This is a genomic window from Bilophila sp. 4_1_30, assembly GCF_000224655.1.
Lineage (GTDB): Bacteria > Desulfobacterota > Desulfovibrionia > Desulfovibrionales > Desulfovibrionaceae > Bilophila > Bilophila wadsworthia.
This window is the reverse complement of record NZ_JH114234.1, coordinates 235,271-247,138: the sequence shown is the minus strand read 5'-3', so window position 1 is coordinate 247,138 and position 11,868 is coordinate 235,271. Positions and strand designations below refer to the sequence as shown.

The following is an 11,868-nucleotide window of genomic DNA, read 5'->3' as shown; positions in this document are numbered from 1 at the left end:
AAACAGATTACGGAGTGTCTTCTCTCTTGTTCCTTGCCAAAATATTCTGACCTTCTTTTACGATGCACCAGCAAAGAATTATTGTCAAAAGCATCATCAGCACCCCGCCGAATACAAACATGCCCCTGAGTACTGAAATACCACACAATGTAATGACGGCCAACGCAACACCGCCCATATTGCCGCCCCAAAGGACCTTAAGGAATTTAGGAGCTTCTTCTTCAGCAGAAATACCTTTTGTGGAAATGGTCGCCAACACGGAAGTCATGGGATCTACCAGTGTGACAAAGGAAATCATAGTCACAATGACAAAGAAAACAATGAGGGCCATGCTGAATGGGAAGCGCTGCAGGATGCCGATAACGGTGGATTCCAAACCCTGCGTCTGAACAAAGCTCCATACGTCCACAAGATTCTTCCACTGATAATAGATGGCAAGGCTGCCAAAAGTATTGATCCAAAGATACACGAACATGGATGGAGCAAACACATTCATGAGGAGGAATTGCCGCACTGTACGCCCCTTGCCCAGCCGGGCAAGATATAAACCGATGGGAGGACCATAGGCAAAAAACGCGCCCATGTACACGATGATCCATGAATCAGCCCATCGGTCACTCATAAATTCCGTACTGACCAGCGTGCTGTTGCGGATAAAATTGGTCAGCATGTAGCCGAAAGCTTCCGTGCCCATATTCAAAATAAACAGCGTAGGCCCGAAAAGGAAGATATAGAACAAAATGATAAAAAACATGCGAGTATTCTGTGCCGCCAGGAAATTCATACCCCGCTTGAGCCCGGTCGTGGAGGACCCCACAAAAAACGCCGTCGCCACAAGGGCCACGATGGCATTCATGGCGAAACTGCGCTCAAGGCCGGTAAGGTAGGACACGCAGCTTGATATCATCATGATCAGCGCGCCGATGCTGCTGATGACGGTACAACAGATGGAGAACAGGCACGCGGCGTGCACAATGTTTTTAGCCAGGGAATAGTGCTTGCGCGGCATGACAAGGTCGAGGCCGCTGATGATGGACAAGGGAAGATGTTCGTTGAAAGCCATCAGGGCGAAGGCTACGCCGCAGATGGCATAAATACAGTATTGGGCAATGCTCCAATGCATGGCGGACTGGGAAATGGCGAACAGGGCGGCTTCGTGGGATTTCGGCGCGATGCCGAGATTCTGCGGCGGCTGCATGAGGTGGTAAATGGGTTCGCCTATGCCCCAGAACAAAATGCCGATGCCGATGCCGGAGCACAGCGAGATGGCAAACCAGCGGAAAAAGCTGAAGTCGGGTTTTGCGTCCCTTCCGCCTATGCGTATGCTTCCAATAGGAGAACAGACGATGCCGAAGGTGAACAGCATGACAAGGAAGCTGAAAAACACCGAAGCCCACCCAAGATCCTTGACAATCTTGTCCTGCAACAAGTCCATGAAGCGGATAAAGGGCTCAGGAAACGCGATGGCGCTCACGATAAACGCAAAAACGGATAAAAAGCCAATGGCAAAGGGGATGGTATCGAGACGCTTTCCCTCTGTGCGCACGCTTAACTCGTCTTGCATACAGGCTACCTCACTGAACAGTAACGCGTTCTGTTTGGGGGGAAGAAGACAGGGGGTGAGGCCATGACACGGCGTAACGAAAACGTAACCGTTCATCAGAATCACAGCTGAATGGACGGATCTGCCTGCGAAGCCCCCTCCTGTTCTTTCCCAAATCCCATGTACCGTAGGGAAAACATATTGCCGTCAAACCTTATAAAAGTATCTTTTGAGTAAAAAGGGGGTCAATGCCCCCTTCCTTTACTCCTTAAAGCAGATGGCATCCATTTCCAGCAGACAGCCGTGGGCAATGTTGCTGACTTCCACACAGACACGGGCCGGACGGTGTTCACCCATGAACGCCGCGTACACTTCGTTGAATGCGGCAAAATCATCCATGTTGGTGACAAACACCGTCGTCTTGGCAATGTCGGTGACGGCAAGGCCGGCGGCTTCGAGCACGGCCTTCATATTCGCCAACGTCTGGACGGCCTGTTCTTTCATGCCGTTGCCGACGACTTCCCCGGTAACGGGGTGAAAGGGGACCTGACCGCACAGATAGTAGGTGGAACCGGCCTTGACGCAATGGGAATAGGGGCCGACAGACGCGCAGGCCTTGGGCGCATGAATACATTCCATAACTGACTCCTTGGGCGATGACGCCGTTTCACAGTTGCGCTGTTTTTTGCCGCTCCCGGCCCAATATGCGGATCAAAAAGCGGCATAGTCGGGAAAACATACCTCCCGAATACGAATTGCATTAGGGAAGAAGGAGTATGGCCTGCACCGACGGGGCCAAGGCAGGGACACGCCCTGCCCTGCCTCCGGGCGCGGGCGGCCGACATACAGCCGCCCAGCCATGTTGCGCTTTTTTAGATTTCCGACTTGGCGTTGAACTCTTCCCACATCAGGCGGGCGGTGGCGCCGATGGTGGTCAGGGGTTCCGGCGGGATGTGGGAGGGAGTGGCGATGCGGCGCAGGAAACGGAGTTCCTCGCTGTCTATGCCGTTGATCCATTCGGCGATGTAGTGACCCATCAGGCAAGTCTTGGCGACGCCCGCGCCTTCGCCGCTGGCGGAGGCGTATACGCTGGGGTGCTTCTGGGTCATGAGCGGGCGGAAATTCATGGTCATGTTGATCATGCCGCCGTAAATGAACTCGAAGTTGACGTGCTTGATTTCCGGGAAGCGGTTTTCAAAGGCCCGGCGCAGCTTGGGAACGGCCCTGCGGATGCGCTGATGCGACGTGGTGAGGTGCGTGGCGTAGCTGAAGCCGTTACGCACATACAGACGGTTGTCGGTCGTGAAGCGCACCGTGGTCCCGGCGGGATGCCCAGCCGTGCAGCCCCAAGGCTTTACGCCTTCAAAATACTTCATTTCCTTGTCGTTGAGCTGGCGGGTGAACGCGCCATACGAAAGCACCGGGCAGAACACGCGCTTGACGATGCCGAATTCCTCAATGAAAGGCCCGCCGGTCACGATGACGGTCTTCGCGGTGATTTCCTTGCCGTTCAGCAGGGTCACGCGGGCGCGGGTGCCTTCCTCGATACGCATGACGGGGCATTCCTCGAATACATCCACGTTTTCCGGCAGGGTGGTATACAGCCCGCGCAGCACGTCGGCGGGGTTCACCAGCAGCGTCCCGGGGGTGTACAGAGCCTTTTTATAGTACCGGGTGCCTATGCGCTTGGCGAGTTCCTCGCCCTCATAAATCTCATAGTGCACCTTCATCTGATCAAGCTCTTCGGATTCCGTCTCAATGAGCTTGAAACTCTTGGTTTCGGAACAGCACAGATACTTGCCGCAGGGATCCCAGTCCACCTTGATGCCCGAGTCTTCGATGGTCTTACGCATCCGGCCGATAATGAACGTATTGAGCTTGTAGTACATCTCATTATCTTCAAAGGTGGAGTTGCCCTGATCGCCGAAATTGTGCGGAACGTCGATGATGAAACCCGCGTTCTTGCCGCTGTCGCCGTTGCCGATTTTGATGGCTTCGAAGACGGCTATCCTAGCTTCAGGCTGGAGTTCGGCCAGCCTGCTGGCGCAGCCGTAGCCGCCGTAGCCGCCGCCCACGATCACGTAATCGTATTCCTTGCCGATCTTCTCATGCCCCTTGAAGAGGTGATCCTTAAAGGACGACATTTCAAGCCAGCTCAGCCCTGTCGTTGTGGGGAAACGCTTCACGTCACGCATATTTTTTACCTACCCTCAAATAGAAGTTGTCTCTTCTGCGTAAGGCCGGGAATCCCGGCCCTCCCTCAAATCCGTTTTCCGTCAGCGTGCCTGCAGCACGATGCGGGCATCCGCCACGGCAAGCCCCTTTTCCCAAGCGAACACGGGGTTCAAATCGACCTCCGCGATGTCGCGCAGTTCGTCCACCATATGCGAAATCAGGCAGGCGGCTTCCGCCAGCGCTTCCAGATCGCAGGGCTTGCTGCCGCGGGCGCCCTGAAGCATGGCAAGGCCGTTGATCTCGCGCACCATCCGGCGGCAGGAAGGCATGTTCACCGGCGCCACACGGAAGGATACATCTTTAAGGATTTCAACAAAAATACCGCCAAGTCCGAACATGACCGTAGGCCCGAAGGTGCTGTCCCAGCTTGAACCGATGATGCATTCCACGCCGCCCTTCAACATGGGCGTCAGCATCACACCGAAGATATTGGCATCGGCCTTGTAGTTGCGGCCGTTGGCGACCAGGCGCTCGAAAGCCTCGCGCGCAGCCTCGGCGGATTCGATATTGAGGGCCACGCCTCCGGCATCCGTCTTGTGCAGGATGTCGGGGGAAACGATCTTCATGACGGCCTTGCCGCCGATCTTTTCCCACATCTCGGCAGCTTCATCCGCCGTAGCGGCCAGATAATGCGGGGCGAGATCCACACCGTAGGCACGCAGCACTTCACGCGCTTCGGTTTCCACCAGATTGACGCGGCCTTCCGAACGCACACGGGCAAAGATGGCTTCGGCCTTTTCCCGGCGTCCGGCGGGCAGCTCGGGCGGCACGGAAGCGGCCTCTTCCAGAAGGGCGGCGCGGCGCTCGCTGTATTCCACAAGCACGCCCATGGTGCGGACGGCTTCATCCACAGCCCCGAACACGGGCACGCCCTGCTCGCTGAGGTATTTCAGGCAGTCGGGCTGCTGGGGCTGGTAGATGGAGTGCATGACAACGGGCTTGTCGCCCTTCCGGATGCGCTCGGCCATGCTCTTGGCCACATCCATTTCCAGCACGCGGAATTCTTCCGACAAATCGGCATACCCGCCGTACAGACCGACAATGACGATCCCGTCCACGTCCGGATCATCAAGAAGCACCTCGAGACAGCGATCGAACACCCACATGTCGCCTTCGGGCGTACCCGCGAGGTCGACGGGGTTCTTGATGGGGCAATGCGGCTTGAGTATGGCACGCAGCTTTTCCTGCGTGGCCTCGGAAAGCACGGGCGCTTCCAGGCTGTTGGCCTCGCAGAAGTCCGTCGCCATAACGCCGTGCCCGCCGCCGTCGGTAAGGACGGCTATGCGCTTGCCGTGGGCGGGTTTGCACTTGGAAAAGGCTTCCGCCGCATCCAACAGCTCGTTGGGGGTGTTGACGCGCACCACTCCTGACTGCGCCAAAGCTGCATCAAAAATCCTTTCGCTGCCGGCGAGGGAACCGGTGTGCGAAGCGGCGGCGCGGGCTCCGGCGGCACTGCGGCCGATCTTGATGGCGGCGATGGGCTTGCTCACCGAGGTACGGCGGGCGGCTTCAAGGAACTTGCGCCCATCCTCCTCGTTTTCCACCCGCAGCCCTTCCATATAGAGGAGCATGACCTTGGTGTGATCATCCTGCTCGATATACCGGACAAAGTCATTGAAGCGGACATCCATCTGGTTGCCGATGGTGGCCCAGCAACTGTAGCCCATGCCGCGCTTTTTGGCGTTGAAATTCAGATCGATGCCGAAGTTGCCGCTCTGCAGCACGAGGCTCATGGGGCCGGGGGCAAGGTCGATGATGCTCGCGTTCAGGCTGACCGCCGAACTGTACATCCCCATGCAGTTGGGGCCCATGATGCGCATGTTGCCCTTGCGGGCGATCTCCAGCATACGGCGTTCGATTTCCTTGCCTTCGGGACCCGTTTCGCCAAAACCGGTGGAAACGACGATCCCGGTCTTCACGCCCTTCTCCACGCACTGCTCGATGATGGGCAGGATGTGCTTGGGCGCGATGGCGATGATGGCAAGATCCACTTCGCCGGGAACGGACAGGATATCGGGGTAGGTCGGCTGGCCGAGGATTTCGCCGCCGGAGCGGGAAATCAGATGGATTTCTCCCTGAAACTTGTTGTCGATCAGGCTTTTGGCCGTCCAGTAGCCGTATTTCTTGGTGTCCGAGGAAGCACCAATGAGCGCTACGCTTTTGGGACGGAACAGAGGAATAAGGTCGGACATGATGCTCTCCATATAAGCGTTCTCTGTGACCGGCACTCCGCCATTGCGGAACCTGAGAAGACTTCTCCGGAAAACTCCGGAAAAAGCGTTCCGCGCTACTCTTCCACAACGCCGACGGCGACATCGGGACAGACCACGCCGCAGATGTTGCAGAGCACGCACTTTTCCGGATGCGCCCGTTCGATATAATTGTATCCTTGCCCGTTGATTTCCGTACCGATGGCCAGAACCCCCTTGGGGCAGGCATCCACGCACAGGCCGCAGGATTTGCAGCGGCGGGCATCGATCACGTGAGTCTTGGTCTTGCTCATGGCTTATTCCCCTTTCCCGGCGGCTTCATAGCCAGCGTTGAAGGCTTTGATGTTGAACTCAAGCAGCTCGGGCTTCTTCCTGCCCATCGTCTCCTCGAGCACGGCCATGATCGTTTCGCGCTTCAAGAGCTTCGTCTTTGCGATGACGGCGCCCAGCATCACCATATTGACGCTGCGTACCGATCCCACTTCCACGGCGATTTCGGAGACGGGCAAAAGGATCTGCGTGAAGCCTTCGGCCCTGCCCGGATTCTCCACCAGCGAGGCGTTGGTAAACAACATGCCGCCGGGGGCCACGCCGTGGAGGCACTGCTCATAGATGGACTGGCTCAGCGCCACGGCGATGGTGGCGTCATTCTCCACAATGGGGCTGCCGATGGCTTCGTCGGAAATGATGATGAAGGCAGTGGAGTCGCCGCCGCGCTGCTCAATGCCGTAGGTCTGCGTCATGACGACCTTCAGGTTCTCCCTCATGGCGCCCTCGCAGACGAGTTTGGCCATCAGCGCAGAGCCCTGCCCGCCCGATCCGGAAAACATACATTTGACCAGCATGATTTCTACTCCATTTCGCTTTTGAAGACCTGAGGCTTGAAGTAACCGAGCATTTCTTCGGAGCACCATTTATAGGAATCCTGCACGCTCTTCTTCAGGCCTGTGGGGCACGGGACAATGACTTCGACGAACGAGTAGCCGAGGCCTTTCACCTGGCATTCAAAAGCCTTCTGGATACTCTTTTTGGCGTGCATGATATGCTTGGGCGTGGCCACGCTTTCACGGGCGAGGTACTTCACGCCGGGCATTTCACGCATCATTTCGGGCACCAGCAGGGGATAGCCCTGCCAGGTCACGTCGCGGCCCTTGAGCGTGGTGGCGGTCACCTGACCGTCCAGAGTCGTGGGGGACATCTGGCCGCCCGTCATGCCGAATACGGAGTTGTTGACCATGATCGACGTGATGGGCATCCCCTTGTTGGCCGCGTGCATCAGGTCGCCAAGGCCGATGGCGCAGGAGTCTCCGTCGCCGCAGTAGGTGAACACGATGTTGTCGGGACGGCAGAGCTTGTAGCCCACCGCGAACGAAGGGGAACGCCCATGCGTGGCTTCAATGGCGTCCACATCCATATAATGGTGGGAGAAGCCGCCGCAGCCGATGCCCACAATGGCAATGGCGCGTTCGCGGATACCCAAGGTTTCGATGGCTTCAGCCACCAGGCGGGTGACGATGCCGTGACCGCAGCCGGGGCAGTAGCTGGTCAGCTTGTCCAGATTCAGAGTCTTGCCGTATTTCGCGCTGAGATTTTGCATTCCGATTACTCCTCCAACAGACGGTTCACTTCAGCGGTCATTTCCGCGAGGGTGTACATGGGCATATCGCCGCCGGTCTTGCCGAAGAAATGCACCGGGACGCGCCCGTTCACGGCAAGGCGCACGTCATCCACCATCTGACCGTGGTTCATTTCGACGACAAGAATCTTTTTCAGCGTGGAAGGCAGGTTCTCGAACGCCTTATCGGGGAAAGGCCACAGCGTGACGGGACGGATGCTGCCCACCTTCTTGCCCTGCGCCCGCAGATTGGCGACCAGATCCTTGCACATGCGGCCATGAATGCCGAAGGCGACGACGATAAGTTCGGCGTCCTCAGTGTTGCTTTCCTTCCACTGCTGCTCCTTGGCGCGGATGGTTTCGTACTTGGCGCGCAGGTGCTCGTTCATGACGTAGCCGTCCGCGTGGGAATAGCTGCCGGTGATGAGCGCGCGCTTGGGATGATCCTTGGTGCCCGTATAGGCCCAAGAGGAAGTATCGTATTCCGCCGAATAGTCATGATATTCCGGCAGAACCGCCGTTTCCGTGGTCTGGGCGGTCACGCCGTCGAACACGAAAAGAACCGGAGTGCGGTAGGTGTAGGCGAGCCGGATCCCCTCAGGGACGAGATCCACAATTTCCTGACCGTCGGAAGGTGCGAGCACCGGCACATGGTAGTCGCCATGCCCGCCGCCGCGGGTGGACATGTAGTAATCGCTCTGCGCACCCAGAATATCACCGTCGCCCGGGCCCACACGCATGGAGTCGAGCATCAGGCAGGGCAATTCGGCACCGCACATGAAGGAAATGGCTTCCTGCATGAGCGTCATGCCGGGCCCGGAACTGGAAGTCGCACACAACATGCCCGTACAGGCCGCGCCCGCCAAGGCGCTGGAAACGGCGAGCTCGCTTTCCATCTGCAGCATCTTGCCGCCGTACTGCGGCAGGATGACGGCCATACGCTTCATGACGTCGGTCGCGGGGGTAATAGGGTAGGCAAAATGGAATTTAACACCACAACGCGCCAAACTTTCCGCGAATGTTTCCGTGTTTTTTAAGAACATGGTCTGCTGAGTCATACGCACCTCAATGGCAATCACAGTGTCGTGAATGGAACTAAAAACATCAGCCTCAGGCCCGTGAGCCTTTTTTCAGGATGCTTGCATAAACCGGGGAACCGAATCTTTTCTTAAAAACATACCGTATAATGGTATTATATACCATTTATTTCAGGTTAGACGCACTGTATTTCTATGTCAATAGGGGAACCGACTTTTTATGTTCAAATCTCTCATCCGTTCTCTTTTAACTAATGGTATAAGTATATTATGAAATATTTATTTTCTCAGAGCCATAGCCGCCCTCTTCTCCGGTGCCCGCATATTCCACAAACAGCAGGCATCGGCAATCCTAATCCCGTTTTCATGCCCGTTCCGGTCCCATCTCCCGGACAAGCTCTCTCCGCAGGCTTTCTATAATCATAATAAGCTCTATTTTTTGAGTAAAAAAACACAATAAAGTTCTTTTCCTGTTTTTATGGACTCACCGTTTTTTTCTGAGGGTGATTGACATACCGGCAAAATGCGTTTTATATTTCAGCACGACATACCGTAATTCGGTTTATTTTGCTTCTTAACAGGCTAAGGGGATGTAAACCTTCACCACTCTCTTTAAGGAGAACCACGGCATGAGTGGAGCAAGACAGATCAGTTTCGAAGATGCCCCGTTTTCGGCCATTCATAAAAAAATTACCGCCGGCACCTTCATGGGCCAGATCAGCGACGGCTACACGCTGGGCATTGTCGGCATTTCGCTCAACTATGCTATGGAACCTCTGGGGCTTACCAGCTTCTGGATGGGGCTCATCGGTGCCGGTTCCATGTTCGGCATCTTCTTCGGCAGCCTTCTGGCGGGCATCACGGCGGATAAAATCGGCAGACGGCCTCTCTACGCTTCACTCATGCTGCTGACGGCCATCGTTTCCGTGCTGCAATTCTTCCTTTCCGATCCGCTGCTCATCGCCATAGTGCGCTTTGTCCTGGGTATGCTCATCGGCGCGGACTATACGGTGGGCATCCCACTGCTCAGCGAATGGGCTCCGGCCAAAAAACGCGCGGGCATCCTGGGGTGGCTGCTGGTCTTCTGGACCATCGGCTATTGCATTTCGTATATTGTCGGCTTTTTCATGGACGGTTTTGTCGCCGCCTTTGGCAACGACGGCTGGCGTCTCGTGCTCTGCACTTCCGTTGTACCCAGCCTGATCGCCCTCCTCATCCGCTTCGGCACGCCCGAATCCCCCCTGTGGCACATCGCCAAGGGGCGCTCTCAGGAAGCTCTCGCCAACATCCATGCCTATCTCGGCAACCAGTATGGACTGCCTGATCGCGGAGAGGAAAAGCCCGCTTCCACTTCGTGGTTCGCGCTGTTCGCTCCTGAGCAGTGGCGCAATACGGTGGTGTCCGGCGTGTTCTTCTTTGCCCAGGTGCTGCCTTTCTTTGCCATCAGCATCTTCCTGCCGCTGGTGCTCACCAAGATGAATATCCAGAACCCCAACGCCTCCGGCGTGCTGTACAACGTGTTCACCCTCATCGGCGTGCTCGTGGGACTCTGGGTATACGGCATTGCAACCCGCCGCGCTTATCTGCTTTGGACTTTCTACGTATCCGCGGCGATCCTTACTGTGATGATCCTGTGGACCTCAATGTCCCCGCTCGTCGCGCTCATCATGATCACCGCCTTTGCCCTAGTGCTCGCGGCCTCCATCGTCCCCGAATTCTCCTATCCCGCTGAACTGTTCCCAACGGAACTGCGCGGCTCCGGCGTAGGCCTGACCATTGCCATCAGCCGTTTCGGCGCGGGCGGAGGCACCTTCCTCCTGCCCATCGTGAGCGAACAGTTTGGCATCCATATGGCCCTCTGGTGCTGTGTGATCACCCTGCTCTTCGGCGGCATCATCTGCCACATGTGGGCACCTGAAACCTCCGGCAGAGGCAAAAAGTAGCCCCCCGACCAAGGGCAATTCGGTTTGGCCTTGGTCCCGGCCACTCCGAATTGCCCATTTCATCAAGAATGACCCTCTAAATGTGGCGTTCTCTTTTATTCAGGCAACAGATGAAAAGTTGCGAAGAGATCGACAAACGGGCGGCTCCGATGAGGAGCCGCCCGTTTCGTTTATTCTGTGATCACTCTGTGCCGGATTATGCGCCATTTTGTACAGATAGCGATCAAAAACGATCGCTCTGTGCCAGCGCCGCAGCACTCCCCAAGCGTTAAATCAACATAGCCACGTGCCGCACAAAGGGATTCAAACCGTGTACCGAATACCCCGCTATACAGGATTGCTCGCTACCCCATTCGGTGCCAGCGGCACATCAAAAACATGAATGCACAAAAAAAGCCCTTATGGATATTATCCATAAGGGCTTGAACTTTCTGGTTGCGGGGGCAGGATTTGAACCTACGACCTTCGGGTTATGAGCCCGACGAGCTACCGTGCTGCTCCACCCCGCGACATGCGACAGAAGGGAATATAGGGGCCGGACTCCCGTTTGTCAAACATTTTTTCATCTTTTTTCTCAAAAAGAGAATGAAGCGATACAATATACCCTGAACACTGGTTTTATTTCGCTAAGCCATACCGGATTCCGAGGATTCGGCACAACATGCCGCGGCAGGCCACGGGCGGACAGTTATCGGCAGTACCGCGGCAATGCCCTCAAGAGCGGAACGCGCCTCCGTATGCTGATGCGGAGAAAAGAACACTTTGAGCAACGCCCCCGCGCGATCGAGCACGGTAAAGCTGGCGATGTTGTCATACCCCTCAAGGAGGAAACGAAACATCCCCACATGCTGCGGCGGCACGGAGACGAGCACCTTGTCGCTGTATTCGGGAACGGGAAGCCGGATGGGTCGTCTTTTTTTCTTTTTCATGGGGGCCGGTGTAGCCTATGCTTTTCGGGGACGCAAGGGCGGAATGGCATCCCCACGGGGCCCTTCCCCATTCATCTCAACTCTCAATCCATTTATAATGATATAAAAAGGCGCTGGGGAAAGGGCTCCCGTTGCGATAGCGCATGAACTAGGCTATAGTCCATTCCTGCAATCCAACCCGAGGTGGCGCATGTTCAGTGAAGACAGACCAGTAGGCAACCCCACTCAGATCTTTCGTTCCTTCTTGAAAAACAAGGGGCTGCGTAACACGCCTCAGCGTCAGCAGATCATGGAAGTGTTCTTTAATGAAAGCGGGCACCTGACGACCGAAGAAATCTATGACAGAGTCCGCAAGG

11 protein-coding genes and 1 tRNA gene are annotated in these 11,868 nt (G+C 56.2%); 2 read left to right on the top strand and 10 right to left on the bottom strand.

From position 1 onward, the window contains the following. Nucleotides 1-7: 7 nt before the first annotated feature. From HMPREF0178_RS17295 to HMPREF0178_RS17260, 8 genes are all read right to left on the bottom strand, one after another. Nucleotides 8-1,564, bottom strand: coding sequence for a BCCT family transporter (locus HMPREF0178_RS17295; RefSeq protein WP_009381152.1), 1,557 nt, complete (start codon nt 1,562-1,564; stop codon nt 8-10). Between the two features lie 240 nt (nt 1,565-1,804). Then, nucleotides 1,805-2,182, bottom strand: a complete 378-nt coding sequence (locus HMPREF0178_RS17290; RefSeq protein WP_009381151.1) for a Rid family detoxifying hydrolase — start codon at nt 2,180-2,182, stop codon at nt 1,805-1,807. 233 nt (nt 2,183-2,415) lie between these two features. Further along, entirely contained in the window at nt 2,416-3,738 is a 1,323-nt protein-coding gene (locus HMPREF0178_RS17285; RefSeq protein WP_009381150.1) for an FAD-binding oxidoreductase, read from the bottom strand. An 81-nt stretch (nt 3,739-3,819) separates the two neighbouring features. Further along, a complete protein-coding gene (locus tag HMPREF0178_RS17280) occupies nt 3,820-5,970 on the bottom strand; it encodes an acetate--CoA ligase family protein (RefSeq protein WP_009381149.1) in 2,151 nt (716 codons plus the stop codon). 95 nt (nt 5,971-6,065) lie between these two features. Then, nucleotides 6,066-6,281: a 4Fe-4S binding protein gene (locus HMPREF0178_RS17275; protein WP_005030613.1), complete on the bottom strand. Its 216-nt coding sequence runs from the start codon at nt 6,279-6,281 to the stop codon at nt 6,066-6,068. Between the two features lie 3 nt (nt 6,282-6,284). Further along, nucleotides 6,285-6,833, bottom strand: a complete 549-nt coding sequence (locus HMPREF0178_RS17270; RefSeq protein WP_005030610.1) for a 2-oxoacid:acceptor oxidoreductase family protein — start codon at nt 6,831-6,833, stop codon at nt 6,285-6,287. 5 nt (nt 6,834-6,838) lie between these two features. Then, on the bottom strand, nt 6,839-7,585 hold the full coding sequence (locus tag HMPREF0178_RS17265; protein ID WP_005030605.1) for a thiamine pyrophosphate-dependent enzyme: 747 nt from the start codon (nt 7,583-7,585) through the stop codon (nt 6,839-6,841). A 5-nt stretch (nt 7,586-7,590) separates the two neighbouring features. Beyond that, nucleotides 7,591-8,661, bottom strand: a complete 1,071-nt coding sequence (locus tag HMPREF0178_RS17260) for a pyruvate ferredoxin oxidoreductase (protein WP_009381148.1) — start codon at nt 8,659-8,661, stop codon at nt 7,591-7,593. Nucleotides 8,662-9,269: 608 nt separating this feature from the next. On the opposite strand from HMPREF0178_RS17260, the gene HMPREF0178_RS17255 reads away from it, so the two are divergent. Beyond that, entirely contained in the window at nt 9,270-10,583 is a 1,314-nt protein-coding gene (locus HMPREF0178_RS17255) for an MFS transporter (RefSeq protein ID WP_009381147.1), read from the top strand. Between the two features lie 432 nt (nt 10,584-11,015). Here HMPREF0178_RS17255 and HMPREF0178_RS17250 read toward each other — a convergent pair. Beyond that, nucleotides 11,016-11,092: transfer RNA gene (locus tag HMPREF0178_RS17250), tRNA-Met, on the bottom strand. Nucleotides 11,093-11,209: 117 nt separating this feature from the next. Next, a complete protein-coding gene (locus HMPREF0178_RS17245) occupies nt 11,210-11,512 on the bottom strand; it encodes a DUF4911 domain-containing protein (protein ID WP_009381146.1) in 303 nt (100 codons plus the stop codon). A gap of 190 nt (nt 11,513-11,702) precedes the next feature. On the opposite strand from HMPREF0178_RS17245, the gene HMPREF0178_RS22865 reads away from it, so the two are divergent. Next, a partial coding sequence (locus tag HMPREF0178_RS22865; RefSeq protein ID WP_009381145.1) for a transcriptional repressor occupies nt 11,703-11,868 on the top strand: 166 nt, incomplete at its 3' end.